This is a genomic window from Providencia sp. LY12 (assembly GCF_057621555.1).
In genome coordinates, this window is sequence record NZ_CM172594.1 from 331,117 (window position 1) to 354,843 (window position 23,727).

19 protein-coding genes and 1 tRNA gene are annotated in these 23,727 nt (G+C 43.3%); 12 read left to right on the forward strand and 8 right to left on the reverse strand.

Translation table 11 applies throughout. The annotated features are described in order from the left end of the window. Positions 1–8 precede the first annotated feature (8 nt). From trmH to gmk, 4 genes are read right to left on the reverse strand one after another with little or no spacing between them, the layout of a single operon-like run. Complete coding sequence (gene trmH, locus ACY3ZI_RS01460) at positions 9–722, reverse strand: tRNA (guanosine(18)-2'-O)-methyltransferase TrmH (RefSeq protein WP_036948577.1); 714 nt, start codon at positions 720–722, stop codon at positions 9–11. A gap of 30 nt (positions 723–752) precedes the next feature. Beyond that, on the reverse strand, positions 753–2,882 hold the full coding sequence (gene spoT, locus ACY3ZI_RS01465; protein ID WP_487375869.1) for a bifunctional GTP diphosphokinase/guanosine-3',5'-bis pyrophosphate 3'-pyrophosphohydrolase: 2,130 nt from the start codon (positions 2,880–2,882) through the stop codon (positions 753–755). A gap of 19 nt (positions 2,883–2,901) precedes the next feature. Further along, complete coding sequence (gene rpoZ, locus ACY3ZI_RS01470; protein ID WP_006659598.1) at positions 2,902–3,177, reverse strand: DNA-directed RNA polymerase subunit omega; 276 nt, start codon at positions 3,175–3,177, stop codon at positions 2,902–2,904. Positions 3,178–3,233: 56 nt separating this feature from the next. Next, the gene (gene gmk, locus ACY3ZI_RS01475) at positions 3,234–3,857 is read right to left on the reverse strand and encodes a guanylate kinase (RefSeq protein ID WP_211887181.1); all 624 of its coding nucleotides are present in this window, start codon (positions 3,855–3,857) and stop codon (positions 3,234–3,236) included. A 311-nt stretch (positions 3,858–4,168) separates the two neighbouring features. Here gmk and ligB point away from each other — a divergent pair, with 311 nt between their 5' ends. Continuing rightward, entirely contained in the window at positions 4,169–5,881 is a 1,713-nt protein-coding gene (ligB, locus tag ACY3ZI_RS01480) for an NAD-dependent DNA ligase LigB (RefSeq protein ID WP_487375870.1), read from the forward strand. A gap of 37 nt (positions 5,882–5,918) precedes the next feature. Here the strand turns inward: ligB and ACY3ZI_RS01485 are convergent, their stop codons facing one another. After that, the gene (locus ACY3ZI_RS01485) at positions 5,919–6,533 is read right to left on the reverse strand and encodes a trimeric intracellular cation channel family protein (protein ID WP_036948588.1); all 615 of its coding nucleotides are present in this window, start codon (positions 6,531–6,533) and stop codon (positions 5,919–5,921) included. Positions 6,534–6,656: 123 nt separating this feature from the next. Between ACY3ZI_RS01485 and ACY3ZI_RS01490 the strand changes: the two genes are divergently transcribed. Continuing rightward, positions 6,657–7,985: a YidR family protein gene (locus tag ACY3ZI_RS01490; RefSeq protein ID WP_211887185.1), complete on the forward strand. Its 1,329-nt coding sequence runs from the start codon at positions 6,657–6,659 to the stop codon at positions 7,983–7,985. A gap of 288 nt (positions 7,986–8,273) precedes the next feature. Here ACY3ZI_RS01490 and ACY3ZI_RS01495 read toward each other — a convergent pair whose 3' ends face one another. Beyond that, complete coding sequence (locus ACY3ZI_RS01495; RefSeq protein ID WP_230083271.1) at positions 8,274–8,564, reverse strand: YceK/YidQ family lipoprotein; 291 nt, start codon at positions 8,562–8,564, stop codon at positions 8,274–8,276. Between the two features lie 408 nt (positions 8,565–8,972). Between ACY3ZI_RS01495 and ACY3ZI_RS01500 the strand changes: the two genes are divergently transcribed. Then, on the forward strand, positions 8,973–10,631 hold the full coding sequence (locus tag ACY3ZI_RS01500; RefSeq protein WP_487375871.1) for a putative transporter: 1,659 nt from the start codon (positions 8,973–8,975) through the stop codon (positions 10,629–10,631). 219 nt (positions 10,632–10,850) lie between these two features. Here the strand turns inward: ACY3ZI_RS01500 and ACY3ZI_RS01505 are convergent, their stop codons facing one another. Both ACY3ZI_RS01505 and ACY3ZI_RS01510 read right to left on the reverse strand, forming a co-directional pair. Continuing rightward, positions 10,851–12,107, reverse strand: a complete 1,257-nt coding sequence (locus ACY3ZI_RS01505) for a valine--pyruvate transaminase (protein ID WP_487375872.1) — start codon at positions 12,105–12,107, stop codon at positions 10,851–10,853. Between the two features lie 205 nt (positions 12,108–12,312). Next, on the reverse strand, positions 12,313–12,876 hold the full coding sequence (locus ACY3ZI_RS01510; RefSeq protein WP_487375873.1) for a DNA-3-methyladenine glycosylase I: 564 nt from the start codon (positions 12,874–12,876) through the stop codon (positions 12,313–12,315). A gap of 199 nt (positions 12,877–13,075) precedes the next feature. Here ACY3ZI_RS01510 and glyQ point away from each other — a divergent pair, with 199 nt between their 5' ends. The 9 genes from glyQ (at position 13,076) to ACY3ZI_RS01555 (ending at position 23,673) form a co-directional block, all read left to right on the forward strand. Beyond that, on the forward strand, positions 13,076–13,984 hold the full coding sequence (gene glyQ, locus ACY3ZI_RS01515) for a glycine--tRNA ligase subunit alpha (RefSeq protein WP_006659589.1): 909 nt from the start codon (positions 13,076–13,078) through the stop codon (positions 13,982–13,984). 9 nt (positions 13,985–13,993) lie between these two features. Beyond that, the gene (gene glyS, locus ACY3ZI_RS01520) at positions 13,994–16,063 is read left to right on the forward strand and encodes a glycine--tRNA ligase subunit beta (protein ID WP_487375874.1); all 2,070 of its coding nucleotides are present in this window, start codon (positions 13,994–13,996) and stop codon (positions 16,061–16,063) included. Positions 16,064–16,294: 231 nt separating this feature from the next. After that, positions 16,295–16,371: transfer RNA gene (locus tag ACY3ZI_RS01525), tRNA-Pro, on the forward strand. A 686-nt stretch (positions 16,372–17,057) separates the two neighbouring features. Next, positions 17,058–18,668, forward strand: coding sequence for a dipeptide ABC transporter periplasmic-binding protein DppA (gene dppA / locus ACY3ZI_RS01530; RefSeq protein WP_487375875.1), 1,611 nt, complete (start codon positions 17,058–17,060; stop codon positions 18,666–18,668). 176 nt (positions 18,669–18,844) lie between these two features. Continuing rightward, the gene (gene dppB, locus ACY3ZI_RS01535) at positions 18,845–19,864 is read left to right on the forward strand and encodes a dipeptide ABC transporter permease DppB (RefSeq protein ID WP_036948611.1); all 1,020 of its coding nucleotides are present in this window, start codon (positions 18,845–18,847) and stop codon (positions 19,862–19,864) included. 11 nt (positions 19,865–19,875) lie between these two features. After that, positions 19,876–20,778 carry a dipeptide ABC transporter permease DppC gene (gene dppC / locus ACY3ZI_RS01540; RefSeq protein WP_036948615.1) on the forward strand — a complete coding sequence of 301 codons (903 nt, stop codon included), beginning with the start codon at positions 19,876–19,878 and terminating at the stop codon, positions 20,776–20,778. A 12-nt stretch (positions 20,779–20,790) separates the two neighbouring features. Further along, entirely contained in the window at positions 20,791–21,771 is a 981-nt protein-coding gene (gene dppD, locus ACY3ZI_RS01545) for a dipeptide ABC transporter ATP-binding protein (RefSeq protein ID WP_036948618.1), read from the forward strand. Then, positions 21,768–22,778, forward strand: coding sequence for a dipeptide ABC transporter ATP-binding subunit DppF (gene dppF, locus ACY3ZI_RS01550; protein WP_323085039.1), 1,011 nt, complete (start codon positions 21,768–21,770; stop codon positions 22,776–22,778). Before dppD ends, dppF begins: the two co-directional genes overlap by 4 nt. A gap of 196 nt (positions 22,779–22,974) precedes the next feature. After that, entirely contained in the window at positions 22,975–23,673 is a 699-nt protein-coding gene (locus ACY3ZI_RS01555) for a HAMP domain-containing protein (RefSeq protein ID WP_036948625.1), read from the forward strand. Positions 23,674–23,727 lie beyond the last annotated feature (54 nt).

The following is a 23,727-nucleotide window of genomic DNA, read 5'->3' on the forward strand; positions in this document are numbered from 1 at the left end:
TTGATTCCTTAACTGAGTTGTTTTCTCTTCATTTTTTCAGAAAGCTGCATTTGTGCCCACCAAGCATCATCAGCTTCTATCTGACCTTGCTGATTGATAAATGGGCGAGGAAGCCCTTTGCGTTTAGCAACTTCAGCCAATACAGGATAGCCGCCTTCAAATAGCCATTCTTGTTGTTCTTGCTCAGATAATAGACTATTTTCTCGGTCATACATGCCTGCGAGTTGGCGCTGACGTTGGGCTTCATACAAAATAAGTGCAGAGGCGACAGAGACATTGAGTGACTGCACCATACCAACCATTGGGATGATAATATGTTGATCTGCAAGGGCTAATGCCTTATCCGAGATACCCGTTTTCTCTTGTCCCACCATAATACAGGTTGGGCGGGTATAATCAATTTCTCGAAAATCGACAGCCGTATCTGACAGATTCGTGACTAAAATCTGCATACCTTGGGATTTTATCTGAGTAATGGCGCTTTCGGTGGATTGGTGCGAGATGACTTTTACCCAACTATTACTTCCCGCTGCAGAGGAGACGGAGAGTTTAACCTGTTGGTCTGGCCAAATGGCATGAATTTTATGGATCCCGACTGCATCAGCACTGCGCACAATTGCAGAAACATTATGAGGCTTATGAATTTCTTCAAGACAAAGTGTTAGGTCGGGCTGCCGCATCGCCATCATTTGGCAAATGCGGCGATAGCGGCGTTCATTCATAGTGAGAGTTCGTATTTTTAATGATATCGACTAATTACGGTTACGGCTGACGCGTAGAACATCTGGCATGATACGAATTTTACGCATCACGTTAGCCAATTGAATACGGTTTTTAATCGACAAGCGAATAAAGGCGCAGTAAACACGACCATCTTTCTCTTCAGTGTTCATGCTTTGAATACTTGAGTTCGCATCATTGATAGCGGCGGTCAAGTTAGCAAGGGCACCTTGATGGTTTATCATATCGACTTTAATTTCAGCGATAAAATCCGTGTCTGTCTCGGTATCCCACTCAACAGCCATAAATTTATCCGGTTCTTTCTGATAACCACGGATATTACGGCAAGATTCATGGTGAATAACCAATCCTTTACCTGGGCTAATATGCGCAATAATTGGGTCGCCCGGGATAGGACGGCAGCATTTAGCAAAGGTAATTAAGACTCCATCAGCCCCTTTGATGGACAGCTTATTACGGTTTTCCGTAATCACTGGTTCTTCAACGGCACTTGACTGAGCACTCTGAGGGTTACTTTGCAAGTTACGAGCTACTACAACACTCATGGCATTACCTAAACCAATTTCGGCAAGTAAATCGTCAATAGAGTGGAGCTTCATGCGAGCTAATTCGGCATCAATACTTTCACGAGGTATATCCGTAATTTTGGTGCCTGTACCTAGTGCATGATTGAGTAAGCGACGACCTAAATTAACGGAGTCTTCGCGTTTTAAATTCTTCAGTAACTGACGGATTTTTGCACGTGCTTTTGAACTTACCACAAAGTTCAACCATGCCGCATTTGGTCGAGCGCCTGGAGCCGTAATAATTTCTACCGTTTGACCGCTAGAAAGTGGCTGGGAGAGTGGGTAAGGTTGGCGATCAACTCGCGCACCCACACAAGCATGCCCAATGTCAGTATGCACGGCATACGCGAAGTCCACCGGTGTTGCGCCTGTCGGTAATTCGACAATACGACCTTCGGGGGTGAAAACGTAAATTTCATCAGGAAATAGATCTGATTTTACGCTTTCAATAAATTCAAATGAGCTTCCCGCACTCTGTTGGAGTTCGAGCAAGCTTTGCATCCAACGCTGGGCTTTCACCTGCGCAGTGGTTCCCAATTCGCCTTGTTCTTTATATGCCCAGTGAGCAGCAACACCCATTTCGGCCATTTGGTCCATATCTTCAGTACGAATTTGTACTTCGACAGGTACCCCATGAGGTCCAATTAATGAGGTGTGGAGGGATTGGTATCCGTTAGCTTTAGGAATAGCAATATAGTCTTTGATTCGCCCCGGACGAGGTTTATAAAGACTGTGCATTTGCCCTAAAACACGGTAGCAGGTATCAACGTCTTCAACGATGACCCTAAAAGCATAGATATCCATAATGGAATGGAATCGCTGCTCTTTTTGATGCATTTTCCGATAGATAGAATACAGATGTTTTTCGCGACCACTGACTGTACAGGGTACACCTGCTTCCGTTAATCGACCGTCAATTTCAGAAAGGATTTTTTGGATCATTTCTTTACGGTTACCACGAGCGGATTTCACCACTTCCTTGATAACACGATAACGGTTTGGATACAGCGCTTCGAAACCTAACTCTTCGAGTTCGGTTTTAATATGGTGGATACCTAAGCGATGCGCGAGAGGACTGTAAATTTCCAGTGTTTCACGCGCTATGCGGCGACGCTTATCGGGTCGTAATGACCCAAGCGTGCGCATATTGTGAGTACGGTCTGCCAGTTTGATCAAAATGACACGGATATCTTTCACCATTGCCATGATCATTTTACGGAAGTTTTCTGCTTGAGCTTCTTTCTTGTCGCGGAAATTCAGCTTATCCAGTTTGGAAACCCCTTCGACTAAGCCGGCGACGGTAGTTCCAAACAGCTGCTCTATGTCTTGAAATGTCGCTGGAGTATCTTCAATCACATCATGAAGTAGCGCAGCCATCAGTGTTTCATGATCCAAACGCATTTCAGCCAGAATACAAGCAACAGCAACAGGGTGAGTAATATAAGGCTCACCACTGGAACGGGTCTGCCCTTCATGAGCATCCCGTGCGACAACATAGGCTTTTTTCAGTAATTCAACTTGCTCTTTTGGGAGATATTGCTGAATTATTAAATTTAGGCTTTCAAACAGATACAAGGCAGACCCACCTTAGTAATTAGCGACGACCTTCAGCGATCGCAGAAACTGCCTGCATTTCAGCGGCTTCTTGCTCTTGCTGTTCTTGGCGTTCACGCACATCCAAAATGTGACCGTTAATTAAACCTTCTTCTACTTCACGTAGCGCGATAACAGTGTGCTTATCGTTTTCTTCTGGAACTAAAGGATCTTTACCACCAGTTTGTAACTGACGAGCTCTACGTGCTGCGACCAGTACGAGGTCAAAACGGTTACCAATTTTTTCTACTGCGTCTTGAACAGTTACGCGTGCCATAAGTGTGCTACTCCAAAGAAATAAAAAAATGACCTGATATGATACTGAAACTATTCTCAGTCTGCTAGTAATTTGCTGATTAAAGCATCATGTCGCTGGACTTGGCGACCTAATCTCAAGCGCTCAGCACGCATGATAGATTGTAAATCGCTCAGTGCGGTGTTGAAATCGTCGTTTACAATGACGTAATCGTATTCATTGTAATGCTCAATTTCGCCAACTGCTTGTGACATGCGCTTTTCAATGACTTCATCACTATCTTGACCACGACCACGCAGACGGCGATATAGCTCATCTCTTGATGGCGGTAGAATAAAAATACTACGTGCCTCTGGCATTTTCGCGCGAATTTGCTGAGCACCTTGCCAGTCAATATCAAGAAACACATCCACGCCACTATTTAAGACTTCCTCAATAATGGGTTTTGAGGTGCCGTAGTAGTTACCGAAAACACAGGCATGCTCTAAAAAGTCATTGTTCTCAACCATCTGAAGAAATTCAGCTTCAGAAACAAAGAAGTAATGCTCGCCATGAATTTCGCCTGGGCGTGCAGCTCGAGTTGTATGAGAAACAGAAACTTGAGTGTCATACAACGGTTGTGTCTTCAGTAATGCTTGGATAAGACTGGACTTACCTGCGCCACTAGGAGCAGAGAGAATATATAACGTGCCTTGTATCATGATGATTTCTTGAATATTTGTGGGTTAGACATAAAAGATAGTGATAAACCCTACATAGTATACACGTACTTAAGACAACATGCAGCGATATCAATTAACCATGAAATAAGAGTAAAAAAGTTTTGGTTATTGGAAAATTGTGAACGCCTTCCAGAAAATAAATTTAACTTAATGAAAATACCATCTGTTTTGCGAAGCGCTATGCAATTAACGGCATTGCCTGCTGTCGCCCTTGATTTATTGACTCAGAATGTAATGCAACACATAGCAGTTCGGAACATGGTATTAAACTTAAATATAATAGGGACATTATGCATTATTTTTCAGTCAGGAAACTCTGGAAATTTGGTTGGTTCTGCCTATTACTTCAATCTGTTATTTCAATAGGCTATGGTGCGGAAACCGTAGATTCTCAAAAAGCATGCCGCTCATTAGATAATGAATTAACAAGAATGGAACAGCGGCGACTGGGAGAGCAGCTACAAGAGTGGGACAGGCAATATCAGATTGGCGGTGTGAGCGGTGTGAGTGACGAGGTTTATGACCAACTTTTGGCGAAGTGGCAGCAGGGGCAGCGCTGTCAAAATTTACCTGACACTCTAGTACAACCGTTACAGTCTAAAACTGAACGATTAATAAAGCATCCCATACCCCATACGGGATTGAAAAAATTAAAATCAGAAGAAATAGCAGCATGGATAAAGGCTCGTAATGAAGTTTGGTTGCAACCTAAAGTCGATGGTGTTGCAGTGACTCTGCACTATGAAAATGGACGTTTAGTGTCAATGATTAGTCGAGGCAATGGGAGTGAAGGACTGAATTGGCGCGATAAAGCCGATTTTATTCGAGCTATTCCCAAAACTATTTCAGCGAAGCAATCTCTTGTTTTACAGGGGGAATTATTCTGGAAGCTCAATGGACATGTACAAAGTGCGGATGGTGGAAAAAATGCACGGAGTAAAATTGCGGGTTGGCTGATGCGCAAGGAGCTACCTACACAGGTCACGGATGATATCGGCATTTTTATCTGGGCATGGCCAGATAACTCTGTCGCTATGAATCGTCAATTGAGTGAATTATCGACGCTAGGATTTGATTGGGTACAACGATATAGCCATTTAATCTCTGACTATCAATCAGCAGCCAAGTGGCGTGACCACTATTATTCAGCGCCGATGCCATTTGCAACCGATGGTATCGTTTTGAAAAGCTTTCCATCGCCGCCTTCATTGGCTTGGCGAGCAAACCAAAACAGTTGGAGTGTGGCATGGAAATACCCGTTAAAAAGCGTGGTTTCAGAGGTTATGGATTTAACTTTTCGGGTAGGAAAATCAGGGGCTGTAAATGTTATTGCTAGCATTGAGCCGGTCACGATCGATGATAAAAAAGTGAGTAAAATTCGCATTGGCTCGCTCAATTCCTGGAAACAAAAAGATGTGTTAGTTGGGGATAAAATCCAGCTAACGTTATCAGGACATGGGACGCCATCTATGGAAAAAGTCATTTGGCGGCGAGAGCCTAGGTTGCATCCGAACACATCCTCTCTCGAAAACTTTCATTCATTGAGCTGTTTAGCATACACACCAGATTGTGCTCCTCAATTTGTTGCTCGCCTGGCTTGGCTAGGTAAACAATTAAAGATTCGCGGGGTGGGCGAAAAAACATGGAAGATATGGGTAGATCAATATGGACTCTCAACGTTACTTGGCTGGCTTTCTCCTCATTGGCAAGATTCATTACCTAAGAATAAGAAAACGACAAATACGCTTAGCCAGCTACAAAAAACATCTATGCAGCCAATAACAAATTGGTTGAAGGGGATCGGAATTCCTTTAGAAATTAAACATCTAAGCAAGATATCAACGATAGAAGAATTGAGTGAACAAGAGACTGTGGAGGCGCTGGGTTTATCTGAAAAGCGGAAGCAGGCATTAAAGTACTGGTTGGCAGAGCCTGAAATTCAGAAGGTGCTATACACTTTGCAGGAACTGTATACTCTGCAGAAGCTAGATATCAGCCATTAGCGGTTAAACGAATGGCTGATGGGAAAATCAGTTTTGGTTAATCTTGGCTTTCATAATTAAAAATAGGTAATCCCAAACGGTAGCGGATGGCAAGCAGCCTGGCACTTAAACCTGCGACCAACGTGATAATAACCACGATATCTTTAGGGAGCGGTGTATACAGCAAGCCGATATATAACCATGCGGCAGCAAAAGAGACGCCTGCGTAGACTTCTTTTTGGAAAACCAGAGGGATGGTGTTACACAGCATGTCACGAAGTACACCCCCAAATACACCGGTAACTACAGCCGCAATGGCGGCGATAATAGGGCTATAATTCATATCGAGGGCTATTTGAGCACCAAGAATAGAGAAGACGATTAAGCCAATTGCATCAAGTATTAAGAAAAGCCGACGAAGGTGTTTCATCATCGGGGCTATCCAGATGGTGACAATGGCGGCACCTGCCACGGTCATGATGTATTCGGGGTGGGCAACCCAACCTAGAGGATAGTGACCGAGTAGAATATCACGAACAGAGCCACCGCCGATGGCTGTCGCAGAAGCAATAATAATCACGCCAAAGACGTCCATTTTACGGCGTCCAGCAGCTAAAGCGCCTGTCATGGCTTCGGCAGTAATACCAATAATATAGAGAACACTTAATAACATGATGGTTTTATTCAATACTATAGTGATTGTCTAAGGGTAATATTACTTGTGAAACTTCTCGACTGAGATTTTTTATTCTCTTAAAGAATTGATTAGTTAAAGTAATCCGATAGCCTGTGTTAAATGATGTCAAAGGATAACAGATTGAATAATAAAATGCCTTATAAAGAAATGTGTATTACTGATGATTCGCAAAGTCATCAGCTTACAAATATTAATGTTTGGACACCAGATAGCCAGTGGTTAGCTTATGATGTTCGACCAAGTGGCAGTTCATTTACCGGGCAAACCATAGAAAAAATTCATGTTATTACCCATCAAAAAGTAGAAATTTATCGAGGGTTGCATGGTGCCCATGTTGGCGTAGTCACTGTAAGCGCTGAAAATCCTCCTCGTTATGCTTTTATTCAGGGGCCAGAGTATCCCGATGAGTCTTGGCAGTATGATTTCCATCATCGCCGAGGTGTTTACGTTGATGATTGCCAACTCGGTAATGCACATCCGATTGATGCAATGTGCATTACGTCACCCTATATGGCGGGTGCGCTCAGAGGTGGAACACATGTTCATGTTTTCAGCCCTGATGGGAAGTGGCTGAGCTTTACCTATAATGATCATGTTTTACATGAGCTCGATCTTCAATTAGACCAACGCAATGTGGCTGTTGCCGTACCTGCAGGCGCTGTGACTGTTGAACCTATTGGCCATGAAAGAGAATATAGCGGCGATTTTTTCTGTAGTGTTGTGACGAAGACGACTTTGGCGCCAACTCCGAATAGCGACGAGATTAGCCGAGCCTATGAAGAGGGGTGGGTTGGTCAACGTGGTTATATGAATCAACAAGGTCAGTGGCAACGGCGTGCATTAGCGTTTATTGGAGATACGCATCATCAAAATGGCGAAGTGATCCCTGAAGTTTACTTAGTTGATTTACCCGAAGATCCAAATGAATTCAAAATCCAAGGCGATGAACCTCTGCAAGGTACCGAAAAAACCATGCCAGCGCCGCCTAAGGATGTGAAACAAAGGCGTTTAACGTATACGCATCATCGGAAATTTCCAGGGTTAGCGAAACAGCCAAGACATTGGTTGCGTTCTTCACCAAATGGCGAATCAATCGCCTGTTTGATGCATGATGATCATGGCATTGTGCAATTATGGTTGGTGGCAACGGCAACAGGAGCGCTCACCCAGGTGACATTTGGCAAGTTTTCAATTCAGTCTGCATTTAGTTGGAATAAGACTGGTGAGTATCTCTGCTTTGTGTATGACAATAGCGTTGTACGTTGCCATGTGGCGACCGGAAATTTAGAACGGTTAACTCAGAGAACAGAAATAGCCCCTGTGGCAGATGCTGTTGTCTTTTCTCCAAATGATAAATTTGTAGCATTTATGCGAGATATTAATGGGTTTAGACAGATTTATATTGTTGAAACAGGGTTGTCTAATTAAAGTTTATCTGGAATAACACTCATGAAGAATAAAAAGGTGGGTATTCATCTTTTTATTCTTCAAAAAAAGAGGGGTTAAGTAATCATTAAATTAAATGCTCAATATTTGATTCATGTATATTGATTTGAAATTAATAAGCGGTGGGTTAATAGAATAGATTAAAAAAGATGGAAATTTGTTCAGTAAGATAAAGGATTTATTAACCTAAATTAACTTAATAATATTAATTGCATTTTAAGTATTATATTCCTGATTAGAGCATCAATAAGCTACTTTAATATAGGAAAATCATTGAGGGTTCTTTGGCGGTTGTTTATCAGATTGCAGCTTGTCAGATGATTGTTTATCAAGTCGCTGTTTATCAAGCTGTTCTACACGTTTTTTTGGTGAGTCTGCCTCTTGTGAACTGTTTGAATGCATATAATCCATCGGAATTAATAATGTATCCATGAGTGCAGTAAATGGTAAATCAATAACCAGCAACGGCTTAACTACCCAGCCAGTATCTTCATGCTGCAGCATATCAACGCTATTTTTTGTCCCAGGATAATAGCTATCAGTAGGACCAGCATGAGTCATAATACTGGAGCACCCACTTAATGTAAGAGTCAATAATGTGGAAAATGCTAACGACCTAAAAAAAATCAAGCTTGGCATATATATGTTGACCTGCATTTAAATGAATTTTGCCTAATCAGAGATCATAATAACTAAAAACTAAAAATTCACAATCGAGCAACTCTATTATTATTTAAGATACCCTCAGAATAATAGCTCTTTTTTGTATTATTTTATGTCGGTGATGTTAATAATTAGCAATTAAATTGTTTTTAACTAAAGTATGAAAATGCATAATTGAATTGCTGTGAACTGTGCTCTATCACACAACTTCCTCTGTGTTTATTTGGCACAATCGATTCAGTTGCAAATGTAATAACTCCGTATGTCCCGTATTTTGGTTCATTGTCGTCAAAAGGATAGCGGTCTATGAGTGAATTAGCGCTTACAGTCAGTTTATTAGCATTAGCTGCCGCACTAGGCTTATGGATAGGTAATTGGAAAATCCGCAACGTGGGCTTAGGGATTGGCGGGGTTCTTTTTGGTGGAATTATTGTTGGGCATTTTGCGCGAAGTTATGGCTTGTCTCTCAATAATGACATGCTGCATTTTATTCAAGAATTTGGTTTGATTCTCTTCGTTTATACCATCGGGATACAAGTTGGGCCCGGTTTTTTCTCTTCTTTGCGTGTTTCTGGTTTAAAACTCAATGGATTTGCCTTGATGGTGGTTATTTTAGGGGCTGTCGTTACCGCTATTATCTATAAAATAGCAGACATTCCTCTACCAATTATTTTGGGCATTTTCTCGGGCGCAGTCACGAATACACCATCGTTAGGGGCTGGGCAGCAAATTCTATCTGATTTAGGGTCTGATCCGAGTTTGGTCGGACAAATGGGAATGGGGTATGCGATGGCTTACCCAATGGGGATTTGCGGTATTTTGCTGGTGATGTGGCTCGTTCGTATTATCTTTCGTATCTCGGTAGATAAAGAAGCCGCGGAGTTTAATAGTGCGAACGTTCAGCATCGTGACTCACTGCAAACGATGAACATTGCGGTGCGAAATACCAATCTTGATGGCTTGATGATGCAAGATATTCCTATGTTAGGCAGCGAAGATATTGTCTGCTCGCGGCTAAAGCGTGGGGAAATGCTGATGGTGCCTCAACCGACGACAGAAATACATCTGGGAGATCTACTGCATGTTGTTGGGCAAAGAGAAGACTTAAATAAAGTCCGCCTAATCCTTGGTGAGGAGGTTGAAGCTTCATTATCAACTTCAAGTTCTGTATTGCACTCTGTCCGAGTGGTTGTGACTAATGATGCCGTACTAAGTAAACGTTTAAAAGAACTGAATCTCAAGCAGAAGTATGATGTGGTGGTAACTCGTTTGAACCGGACTGGGATTGACCTGATGGCAAACAACAATTCCGTACTGCAATTTGGTGATATCCTCAATATTGTTGGTCGTCCTGAATCAATTGAAGCAGTCACTGCCTTACTCGGAAACGCGAAACAAAAATTACAGCAAGTCCAGATGTTACCTGTATTTATTGGGATAGGTTTGGGGGTTGTTTTAGGCTCGTTACCGATATTTGTGCCGGGCTTTCCTGCTGCACTGAAGCTAGGTTTAGCGGGCGGACCATTAGTTGTTGCCTTGATCCTTGGACGGATAGGTACTATTGGACGACTGTATTGGTTTATGCCACCAAGTGCCAACTTAGCGTTGAGAGAGCTTGGAATTGTGATGTTCTTGGCAGTTGTCGGGCTGAATTCGGGAGGGAGTTTTATTGAAACTCTTATTCAAGGTGATGGGCTCACATGGATTGGCTATGGGCTATTAATTACCTTTATTCCTCTGTTTATCACCGGTTTAGTTGCACGCATTTTCGGAAAAATGAATTATTTAAGCCTATGTGGTGTATTGGCTGGCTCTATGACAGATCCACCAGCATTAGCTTTTGCAAATAATATCCATCCAACCAGCGGAGCACCGGCACTTTCTTACGCCACGGTATACCCTTTAGCTATGTTTTTACGCATTATTTCGCCGCAGTTATTAGCTATCTTATTTTGGGCATTATGATTGTGAATAAAGGAAGGAATAAGATATGGAGAAAAAGTATCCGTCTATATAAGGGCGTAATTGGTCTTTGTTCTAGCCATAACTGATATTGAAAAAGTGGTTTAATAACCGCGAATAAGATTTGTCGTGTACAAATATATTCGATTTCAATTATGGAGTTCTCGCTAATTTTGGCCCTTTCCTCCATGGAAAGGGCTTTTTTTAACCCTACAGCTAGATTTAGCGTTCAGATTCTTGATAGGCTTTTTCTAATTCTTGAGCAAGGATTTGAATCCCTTGCTCAATCTTTTCCGGCTCAGGAACATAGTTCATACGCATACATTCATGGGCATGTTGCCAATCTTCTTCAAGTCCTGGGAAAAAGTAATGTCCCGGAACCATCAATACACCACGTGCTTTTAAGCGGCGATAAAGTTCTAAACAACTAATTGGCAGGTCTTTAAACCACAACCACAAGAAAATGGCGCCCTCAGGTTTATGAATAAGGCATTTATCTTCAGGGATATAGCGGCGAATGATCTTAATGACTTCTTCAACGCGCTGTTTATAGAATGGTCCTATAACATTTTGAGATAATTCAAATAAATCGTCACGCTGTAGCATTTCAAGTGCGATGCTTGGACCGATACCACCCGGAGCAAGACTAATAATGCCATTCATATTACTGATGGCACCAATCAACTCTTCATTACCAATAATAATACCGCAGCGAGTTCCCGGTAGACCGAGTTTTGATAAGCTCATACACAGGATGACATTTTCATTCCAAAATGGTGTGGCTTCGCTAAAAATAATGCCGGGGAAGGGAACGCCATACGCATTATCAATCAATAATGGAATATTGTGTTGCTTAGCTAATTGGTCAAGATGCAGAACTTCCTCATCGGTGATCACGTTCCCTGTCGGGTTGGTTGGGCGAGATACACAGATAACGCCAATATCTTCAGTAATTTCAAGAGTGTTGAAATCAACGTGATATTTAAATTGTCCATCAGGTAAAAATTCAATTTGCGGCTTATTTGCCACAAAAAGGTCGTCATCAAGTCCAGAATCCGCATAACCCACATATTCAGGGGCAATTGGGAAAAGCACTTTACGAGAGATACCATCTTCAAAGCGACCAGCAAGTAGGTTAAATAGATAGAAAAACGCACTTTGGCTGCCGTTTGTTAGCGCAATATTTTTCGCGCTGATATCCCAGCCTAGTTTCGCTTTTAGAGTTGCTGCTAGCGCTTTCAACATGGCATCTTTGCCTTGAGGACCATCATAGTTACACAAGGTATCGGTCAATTGCCCATTGGCACACATTTCAGCGAGGAGATCTTGGAAATATTTATCCATCTCAGGAATATGAGCAGGGTTCCCACCACCAAGCATAATAGCGCCGGGGGTTCTGAGACCTTCATTCAAGTCTTTCATTAATTCTGAAATGCCTGAATTCTTAGCAAATTTATTACCAAATTTAGAGAAATTCATTGTATTTATTCACATTTGTTTATTAGGTTGTTAATGGAATTTCCAACATACCGCGCCCCCACCTAGAGTTCAATAGCTTAATTACAGTTCTTTTTCATATAAAATGTCAAACATAGGTAATAAATTAGTTTTTTGGGTTATCTTATTGACCAAGCTTAGTTTATTTGTGTTGTTATATATTCAGTTTCCATCGATAAATTTTGATTTATCGATACTGGCAACAATTTACAAGGTGGTCATTAACCATCCCAGTGGCTTGCATAAAGGCGTAGCAAGTAACAGAACCTACAAATTTGAAGCCATGTTTTTTCAGTGTTTTAGACAAGCTTTTAGAAAGCTCTGTTTCTGCAGGAAGTTGTGCAGATTCAGTCCATTTATTCACAATAGGCTGGTGGTTCACAAAGCCCCAAATGAAAGTAGAAAAATCTATTCCTTCGCTTTTCATGGCTAAATAAGCCTTAGCGTTAGCAATAATCGCGTTGATTTTTAATCGGTTGCGAATGATTCTTGAGTCTTGCATAAGCCGCTCTACATCTTTTTCATCCATCAAGGCAATCTTTTCAGGATCAAATTGATGGAATAGGTCTCGGTAGCCTTGGCGCTTTTTCAAAATAGTGTACCAAGAGAGCCCTGCTTGCTGGCCTTCGAGGCAGATCATTTCGAATAATTCTTGATTATCCTTGGTGGGTTTTCCCCATTCATTATCGTGATAGGCAATATATTCGGGATCTTGGTTGACCCAATGACAGCGAGTGAGTGAGGTTTCCATTTTCATCCTTTTTCTAATAATGTTCAGCTTGTGAGCAAGAATAGAATCTTTATACTGTATAAAAATACAGTTTTAAAGGGGTGAAATTAATTTTTTTTCTTTTTAGAATGGTTACAGACGTATTCATTGCTGTATATCTGGCGGTCAAAGGGTATACTGGTCACTTTCTTAAATTTCACGTATCGCGTGCGGATCTAACATGCAAAAGTTTGATACCAAAACCTTTCAAGGTCTTATCCTGACATTACAGGATTACTGGGCGCGCCAAGGCTGTACCATTGTTCAACCACTGGACATGGAAGTTGGCGCAGGTACTTCACACCCAATGACGTGTTTGCGCGCTTTAGGTCCAGAGCCTATCGCAGCAGCTTATGTTCAGCCATCTCGCCGACCAACTGATGGTCGCTATGGTGAAAACCCGAACCGTCTACAGCACTATTACCAATTTCAGGTGATCATTAAGCCTTCGCCTGACAATATCCAAGAGTTGTACCTAGGTTCATTAAAAGAACTTGGTATTGACCCAACTGTCCATGATATCCGCTTCGTTGAAGATAACTGGGAAAACCCAACACTGGGTGCTTGGGGTCTGGGTTGGGAAGTTTGGTTAAATGGTATGGAAGTGACTCAGTTTACTTACTTCCAGCAAGTGGGTGGTCTGGAGTGTAAACCTGTAACCGGTGAAATCACTTATGGTCTTGAGCGCCTTGCTATGTATATTCAAGGCGTTGATAGCGTGTACGATCTCGTTTGGTGTGATGGCCCTCTGGGTAAAACCACGTATGGCGATATTTATCACCAAAACGAAGTTGAGCAATCCACGTATAACTTTGAACATGCCAATGTTGAGTTCTTATTCAAATGCTTCGAAGAGTATGAGAAAGAAGCTCAATATCTGCTTGCTTTAGAAACGCCTCTGCCACTTCCAGCTTATGAGCGTATTTTAAAAGCGGCTCATACTTTTAACTTACTGGATGCCCGTAAGGCAATTTCAGTCACAGAACGCCAGCGCTATATTTTACGCATCCGTACCCTGACTAAAGGGGTGGCAGAAGCTTATTATGCTTCTCGTGAAGCGCTGGGTTTCCCTATGTGTCATAAGAACTAAGAGGCTGTCATGACTCAACAGACTTTCCTAGTGGAAATCGGTACAGAAGAGTTACCGCCGAAGGCTCTTCGTTCTCTTGCAGAATCATTCGCCGCTAACTTTACTGCGGAATTAGATGGTGCAGATATCGCTCATGGTGCAGTGAACTGGTTTGCTGCGCCTCGTCGTTTAGCGCTGAAAGTGGAAAACTTATCCGCGGCTCAGCCAGATCGCGAAGTTGAAAAACGTGGCCCTGCAATTTCCCAAGCATTTGATGCTGAAGGTAAACCAACAAAAGCAGCTGAAGGTTGGGCGCGTGGTTGTGGGATCACTGTTGACCAAGCAGAACGCTTAACCACCGATAAAGGCGAATGGTTACTGTATCGCGCACAAATGAAAGGGCAGCCAGTCAGCGAATTATTGATTGATATGGTTAGCCGTTCATTAGCAAAATTACCGATCCCTAAATTAATGCGCTGGGCAGATAAAGAGACTCAGTTTGTACGTCCTGTACATACTGTGACATTACTGCTGGGTAGCGATGTTGTTAAGGGCGAAATTCTTGGTATTAAGAGCGATCGCATTATTCGCGGTCACCGCTTTATGGGTGAAGCTGAATTCACAATTGATAACGCGGAACAATACCCAGAAATTTTACGCACTCGCGGTAAAGTAATCGCAGATTACGCTGAGCGTAAAGCGACAATTATTGCTGATGCAGAAAAAGCCGCTCAAGCGCTGGGTGGTAAAGCAGATTTAACCGACAGCTTAGTTGAAGAAGTGGCTTCTTTGGTTGAATGGCCAGTGGTATTAACAGCAAAATTCGAAGAGAAATTCTTAGAAGTTCCTGCTGAAGCGCTGGTATACACCATGAAAGGCGACCAAAAATATTTCCCTGTTTATGATAATGCAGGCAAGTTAATGCCGAACTTTATCTTTGTGGCGAATATTGAATCTTCAGATCCGCAGCAAATTATTTCCGGTAACGAAAAAGTTGTTCGCCCGCGTTTAGCGGATGCAGAATTCTTCTTCAAAACTGACCGTAAACAACGCTTAGAAGACAACTTACCTCGTTTAGAAACCGTTCTGTTCCAGCAACAGCTAGGTACTCTGCGTGATAAAACTGACCGCTTAGAAGCGTTAGCGGGTTGGATTGCAAGCAAGATTGGTGCGGATGTAAATCACGCAACCCGCGCAGGCTTACTGGCTAAATGTGACTTGATGACCAACATGGTCTTTGAATTCACAGACACTCAAGGTGTTATGGGGATGCACTATGCTCGCCATGACGGTGAGTCAGAAGATGTTGCACTTGCACTAAAAGAACAGTATCAACCGCGTTTTGCGGGTGATGAATTGCCATCTACTAATGTTTCTGCGGCATTAGCGTTAGCTGAAAAAATGGATACTCTCGCAGGTATTTTCGGTATCGGTCAGCATCCGAAAGGGGATAAAGACCCATTCGCTCTGCGCCGTGCGGCATTAGGTGTGTTACGTATTATCGTTGAAAAAGGCTATCAGCTTGATCTTGTGGAAATGACCCAAGAGGCTGTACGTCTATATGGCGATAAACTGACTAACAAAAATGTCGTGGAAGATGTGGTTGAATTCATGCTGGGTCGCTTCCGTTCTTGGTACCAAGAACTGGGCTACAGCATCGACACTATCCAAGCGGTATTAGCACGTCGCCCAACTCAGCCAGCTGACTTCGACGCGCGCGTTAAAGCAGTGACTCACTTCCGTTCTTTAGAAGAAGCACAAGCGCTGGCAGCTGCTAACAAACGTGTTTCTAACATTCTGAGTAAGTCAGAAGAGAAACTCGCTGATAGCGTGTTAGCGTCTGTACTGAAAACGCCAGAAGAAGTGAAGTTAGCGACTCACGTTGTGGTACTGCAAGATAAGTTAGCGCCAATGTTTGCGGAGCGTAACTACCAAGAAGCACTCGTAGAGTTAGCTTCTTTACGTGAAGTGGTGGATGAATTCTTTGCGAACGTCATGGTGATGGATGAAGATCCTGCTGTGCGGAATAACCGTTTAACACTGTTAAGCCAGCTTCGTGAGCTATTCTTAAAAGTTGCAGATATTTCACTGCTTCAATAGGCTGATTTTTAGTCAGTTATTTTTGATTTAGAAAATAATTGAATAAATATGACCTTCCCAGTGATTGGGATAAATAAGCGCTAAAATATTTTTAGCGCTTATTTTTTACCCAAAAATAGACGTAAAAATAAGAAGCCATACTATTTTGATGGTTTTATCAGCATACGAACGGTTTTAGCGAAAAATAGGGTTGACGATCCCCATTCTTGGCAGTATTATTCACACCGTTTTCGGCGAGTAGCGCAGCTTGGTAGCGCAACTGGTTTGGGACCAGTGGGTCGGAGGTTCGAATCCTCTCTCGCCGACCAAATTCTAAAACCCACCTCATTGAGGTGGGTTTTTTCGTTTCAGTGTCCCTCATTTTTCCAACGCCTTTTAGTTACCACTATTACGTATCATTTAATGCACATTACGTATTAATAAGCTTTTCATTGCTTTTAAGCTAAGCGCTCGGAACAAAACAAGTCTACCTATCAAAACCAGACGACCTATCAAAACCAGCCTTCATAATGTGATTGGTATTTTCCCCCGCGATTCCCTGAAAATGGTAAGAGGATATATAAATCCACCAACAATTTTTTTTAGTATAAAAAACATGCAAAACAATCAGCTAACAAATAGTTTCATGTGAATTCTATTTAGCGTTTTATGTTGCAGTTTTTTGTATTGCCCACTATTTCCGCTCAGTAATTCAGCACTTAATCACAAATATACAAATAATTAACGTCCTTATAAAAATCTATCCAGTAATGTTTCTTTGGTTATAACCGCTAGGAAATAAACATTTTCGTAACATATAAGGCTATATTTGCACCGAAATAATCCAATAAATGTTATTTAAGCGAAATTGTTACAGTGAATAATGCTATTGACGAAATGTATTCCAGTTGATTAATTGCACAGTGAATAACAAAAAATACAGATACGGCATCTGTCTTATCCAAGATGGATTTCAGTATTCGATAAAACAACATACACCACAGGAGCATTACCAATGACGCTCTCGATGAAAAAGACAGGTTTATTGACGGTAGGCTTAACATTAGCTGCTTTAGCGGTATCTGCCTCAGTACAGGCTAAAACACTGGTTTATTGTTCTGAAGGTTCACCTGAAGGGTTTAACCCGCAGTTATTCACCTCTGGAACAACTTATGATGCGAGTTCAATCCCTCTGTATAACCGTTTGGTTGAATTTAAGCTGGGTACGACTGAAATTGAGCCGGGCTTAGCAGAAAGCTGGGAAGTCAGTGACGATGGTAAAGTGTACACATTCCACCTGCGTAAAGGCGTGAAGTGGCACTCCAATAAAGATTTCAAACCAAGCCGCGACTTAAATGCGGATGACGTGATCTACACGTTCATGCGCCAAAAAGATCCAAACCACCCATATCACAAAGTTTCTGGCGGCAGCTATGAATACTTTATGGGAATGGACATGGATAAAATCATCGACAAAGTTGAAAAAGTCGATGACAACACCGTCCGTATCACATTAACACGCCCAGAAGCACCATTCTTAGCGGATATGGCAATGGACTTCGCATCAATCTTATCAGCGGAATATGCTGATCAAATGATGAAAGCGAAAACCCCAGAGAAAGTTGACCTGAATCCAATCGGAACAGGGCCTTTTGAACTGCAACAGTACCAGAAAGATTCTCGTATTCTGTACAAAGCGAACAAAGATTACTGGGGCGCAGTACCGAAGATTGACCGTTTAGTCTTCTCTATCACCCCTGACGCGTCAGTGCGTTATGCAAAACTGCAAAAAAATGAGTGCCAAGTGATGCCGTATCCAAACCCGGCAGACTTAGAACGCATGAAAGAAGATAAAGACATTACCTTGTTGGAGCAGCCAGGTCTGAACGTAGGCTACCTGTCTTACAACGTTGAGAAGAAACCACTGGATAACCAAAAAGTCCGTCAAGCGCTGTCGATGGCAGTGAACAAAGACGCCATTATCCAAGCGGTTTATCAAGGTGCGGGTCAAAAAGCGAAAAACTTAATTCCACCAACCATGTGGGGTTACAACGACGCGATTAAAGATACCGAATATAACCCAGAAAAAGCCAAGAAATTGCTGGCGGAAGCGGGCTTCCCAGAAGGTTTTGAAATTGACCTGTGGGCAATGCCAGTTCAACGTCCATATAACCCGAATGCTCGTCGAATGGCAGAAATGATCCAAGCTGACTGGGCGAAAATCGGCGTTAAATCGAAAGTGGTTAGCTACGAGTGGGGTGAATACCTGAAACGTGCTAAGAGCGGCGAGCCTCAAACGGTGATGATGGGTTGGACTGGGGACAATGGTGACCCTGATAACTTCTTCGCGACCTTATTCAGCTGTGCTGCGAAAAAACAGGGTTCTAACTACTCCAAATGGTGTAACCAAAGCTTTGAAGACGTGATCCAGCCGGCACGTATGACTGCGGATCACAACAAACGTGTAGAACTGTACAAACAAGCTCAAGTGATCATGAACGAACAAGCGCCTGCGCTGATCGTCGCTCACTCCACCGTGTTTGAGCCTGTGCGTAAAGAAGTAAAAGGCTACGTGGTTGATCCGTTAGGTAAACACCACTTCGAAAACGTAGACATTGATAAGTAATTGTTTTTAATCTGTAAATGCCCTTCGTTGCCTCTTTGCAGCGGAGGGCGTTTTCTCCTCTGACGTTCAGAAGATGCAGATAAATTTAGTTATTTGTGAGCAGATGAAAACGTTGTTTTTCTGACCAGCCAAGCGGACTAAGAGCCGTCGACGGCATTATTAAAGAGACTCAGGATATGCTGCAATTTATCCTCCGACGATTCGGGCTCGTGATCCCCACCTTTATCGGTATCACGCTACTTACTTTTGCTTTCGTTCACATGATCCCAGGCGACCCAGTCATGATTATGGCGGGTGAACGCGGATTATCCCCAGAGAGACACGCTTATCTAATGGCTGAATTAGGACTCGACCAGCCACTTTGGAAACAATATCTTCATTACCTGAACGGCATAATGCATGGTGACTTAGGGATCTCCTTAAAAAGCCGCATTGGCGTTTGGGAAGAATTTTTACCTCGCTTTTTAGCCACCGTAGAATTAGCCACTTGCGCTATGATTTTCGCGGTTTCTGTTGGGATCCCTGTGGGGGTTTTAGCGGCAGTTAAACGTGGTTCAATTTTCGATCACACGGCGATCGGTGTTTCGCTAACAGGCTACTCTATGCCGATCTTCTGGTGGGGGATCATGTTGATCATGCTGGTCTCAGTCCAGTGGGATCTCACTCCCGTTGCAGGAAGGGTAAGTGACACCGTTTTCCTTGATGATTCGAATCCGCTCACGGGCTTTATGCTGATTGATACCCTCATTTGGGGGGAAGCGGGAGACTTCAAAGATGCAGTGGAACACTTAATTTTGCCATCCATTGTACTCGGAACCATTCCATTGGCCGTGATTGTGCGTATGACTCGCTCGGCGATGCTGGAAGTGTTAGGGGAAGACTATATTCGTACAGCTAGAGCAAAAGGCGTTAGCCGTGCTCGCGTGATTTTAATTCATGCCCTGCGCAACGCGTTATTGCCGGTTGTTACGGTGATCGGCTTGCAGGTCGGCGTGATGCTCGCCGGTGCAATTTTGACGGAAACCATTTTCTCATGGCCGGGGTTAGGTCGTTGGTTAATTGAAGGATTACAACGTCGAGATTATCCAGTGGTTCAAGGTGGCGTCTTACTTGTCGCAACATTGATTATTTTCGTTAACTTAGTGGTTGATGTGCTGTATGGCATTGTTAACCCACGTATTCGTCATAAGAAATAAGGAGCGCAAACATGTCTCAAACAACTGAGTCGAAAGCTGTCAGCGCCCCGAAGCCGATGACACCCTTACAAGAATTCTGGCATTACTTTAAGCGTAACAAAGGCGCTGTTGTTGGTATGTTCTACATCATCTTGATGGTATTAATTGCTATCCTTGCGGGTGTATTAGCGCCTCATGCTCCTGATGAGCAATTCCGCCAGGCGTTATTGACGCCACCTGTCTGGGAAGAGGGTGGTTCATGGGAGTTTATTCTTGGTACGGATGATGTCGGGCGCGATTTATTATCTCGCCTAATGTACGGAGCAAGGCTCTCGTTATTAGTGGGCTGCCTCGTGGTGGTGTTATCCCTGATTATGGGGGTAACGATTGGGGTAATTGCGGGTTATTTTGGCGGCGTAGTGGATGCGCTGATTATGCGTGTCGTCGATATTATGTTGGCTCTGCCAAGTTTATTACTCGCATTGGTCTTGGTGGCCATTTTCGGTCCCTCGATTGTCAATGCCTCGATAGCGTTAACCTTTGTGGCATTACCGCACTATATTCGTTTGACGCGAGCCGCGGTTCTCGTGGAAGTGAATCGTGATTATGTGACTGCCTCGAGAGTGGCAGGTGCAGGGGCATTGCGTCAAATGTTCGTCAATATTTTACCTAACTGTCTGGCGCCGCTGATTGTTCAGGCCTCTTTAGGCTTCTCGAATGCCATCTTAGATATGGCTGCATTGGGTTTTCTGGGAATGGGGGCACAGCCACCAACTCCAGAATGGGGAACTATGTTATCTGATGTGTTGCAGTTCGCACAAAGCGCATGGTGGGTCGTAACGTTCCCAGGATTAGCAATTTTATTAACGGTATTAGCGTTTAACCTGATGGGTGATGGTTTACGTGACGCCTTTGATCCAAAACTCAAGCAGTGATGAGGTAATCTAATGGCATTGTTAAATGTAGAAGAACTTTCCGTTCACTTTGGTGACGAAGGGACCCCGTTTCGCGCCGTTGACCGCATCAGCTACCAAGTTGAGAAAGGGCAAGTGGTGGGGATCGTAGGCGAGTCAGGTTCAGGTAAATCAGTTAGCTCACTGGCGATTATGGGGTTAATTGATTACCCCGGCAAAGTGATGGCGAAATCGTTGCAATTTGATGGGCGTGATTTATTGTCCATCCCTGAAAAAGAGCGTCGTCAAATTGTCGGCGCAGATGTTGCCATGATTTTCCAAGACCCGATGACCAGTTTGAACCCGTGCTTTACGGTCGGTTATCAAATTATGGAAGCGCTAAAAGTTCACCAAGGGGGCAATAGAAGCACCCGTAAACAGCGGGCAATCGACCTGCTGAACATGGTGGGAATTCCTGATCCGCAGTCGCGCCTTGACGTCTATCCGCACCAGTTATCAGGCGGGATGAGTCAGCGAATTATGATTGCGATGGCGATTGCGTGTCGTCCAAAACTGTTGATCGCCGATGAACCTACAACCGCGCTCGATGTGACTATTCAGGCGCAAATCATCGAATTATTGTTGGAATTACAGCAACAAGAAAATATGGCGCTCGTGCTGATCACCCATGATTTGGCGCTAGTGTCGGAAGCCGCACACCATATTATCGTGATGTATGCTGGGCAAGTGGTCGAGTCTGCGAAAGCGAAGGATATTTTTAAACATCCAAGACACCCATATACCCAAGCATTGCTGCGCGCACTACCTGAGTTTGCTAGCAACAAATCGCGTTTAGCTTCCTTGCCGGGTGTTGTACCTGGTAAATATGACCGCCCTGAAGGGTGCTTACTTAACCCGCGCTGCCCGTATGCAACGGATCGTTGTCGCCAAGAGGAGCCTGCGTTACAAACCATAGGTGACCGTCAGGTGAAATGTCACATGCCACTGGATGATATGGGGAGACCAACGCTATGAGTGAGCAACAAGCTAAAGGAATGCCGCTCTTAAAAGCGGTGGACTTAAAAAAATATTATTCTGTGAAAGGCGGCGTTTTCTCGAAGGAGAAAACACTCAAAGCGCTTGATGGTGTCTCTTTTGAATTAGAAAAAGGGAAAACACTGGCAGTGGTTGGGGAGTCAGGTTGTGGGAAATCCACTCTTGGGCGCCTGTTAACGATGATTGAGCAGCCATCAGATGGTGAACTGTATTATCGTGATCAGAACCTACTGATTAAAGATAAAGCGGCAGAGAAATTACGTCGTCAAAAAATCCAAATCGTTTTCCAAAACCCGTATGGTTCGTTGAACCCGCGTAAAAAAGTCGGGCAAATTTTGGAAGAGCCTTTATTGATTAACACCTCGCTGTCGAAAGAGCAGCGTAAAGAAAAAGTGTTATCCATGATGGCAAAAGTGGGTTTGAAAACGGAGCACTATAGCCGCTATCCGCACATGTTTTCTGGTGGGCAGCGTCAGCGTATCGCTATCGCCCGTGGATTGATGTTAGACCCTGATGTGGTTGTGGCGGATGAGCCAGTATCGGCGTTGGATGTGTCCGTCCGTGCTCAGGTATTGAACCTGATGATGGATTTACAGCAAGAGTTGGGGCTTTCCTATGTGTTCATTTCCCACGATTTGTCGGTGGTAGAGCATATCGCGGATGAAGTGATGGTGATGTATTTGGGGCGTTGTGTGGAAAAGGGGACTAAAGAGCAGATTTTTAACAATCCTCAACATCCATACACTCAAGCGCTACTTTCTGCGACGCCACGTTTGAATCCTGACCAACGCCGTGAGCGCATCAAGTTAACGGGAGAATTACCGAGCCCAATGAATCCGCCTCCGGGGTGTGCGTTTGCAGCACGTTGTCGACGCGCTTTTGGTCCTTGCACGCAATCTCAGCCTGCATTGAAAAATTACCGTGAACAGTTAGTCGCTTGTTTTGCCGTTGATGAAGATGAAAAACAGGCAATAGTCGCAAATTAGTCACTTTAAACGGCAGAAAAGCAAACTTTCTGCCGTTTCTTCATGCTGTATTTACTCACTTTAGCGGTTAATTTGGAGCTTATCCTAAATAAGTGATCTTTCTTTTTTAAAGCTGCACCTTTATACGGAAAATCAAGTATACTGTTTGTCCGATTTTTTTCTTTAAAAAGCAGCTTGATTAGGAAGGTTGTGGGAAATGAACACTCGTGTCCAACGTTCACTCACGTTTAAGAGCATGGTCGTATTCTTTGTGATTACGTTGCTTTTTCTTGCACTTTTTTTGTCCATTCAATTTACTTACCTCTTAGAACAGCGCAAACAAGATTATTTAAATCAACTGAGCAATGCTGTAGTTCAAGTCCAGAAACCATTGACGGACTCACTACTTAGCTCTGATTTAAACGAAGCCAAAAGGCTACTTGTGAGCCTGAAAACCTCGGGGATTATGGGAAAAGCCATTGTTACGGTGGATAATGCGACGGTAATGAATTTAAGCTTTGCCACGCCGAAACCGATCCCAGAATGGTCTTTACCGCTTATTGGTATTCCGGTTGAGATGACTGTTCCATTGTATGCCTATGGTACGGTAGCGCCACAAGCGAAACCTCAAGGTTATTTGACGTTACAAGTGGATTCTAACCGGGTTTACCGTTTTGCACTCAACACCTTTGCGTTGCTAACGACAACGTATTTGCTGCTAGCGCTGATTATCTCCATTGCGATGACGTGGTGTGTGAGCCGCATGATTGTACGCCCACTGCGTAAAATGGCGGGGGAGTTGCAAGCAAATCAGTACGTCGACCATTTGGAAGTTTCTCAATATCATCAAGATGATGAGATAGGGTTATTGGCGAAAGGTTATAATCGTCAAATAAAACAACAAAATTCAGATTAAGCCATGAACATGTTATAAGGTTTGTGGTCTAATATCATTACACATACCTATCAT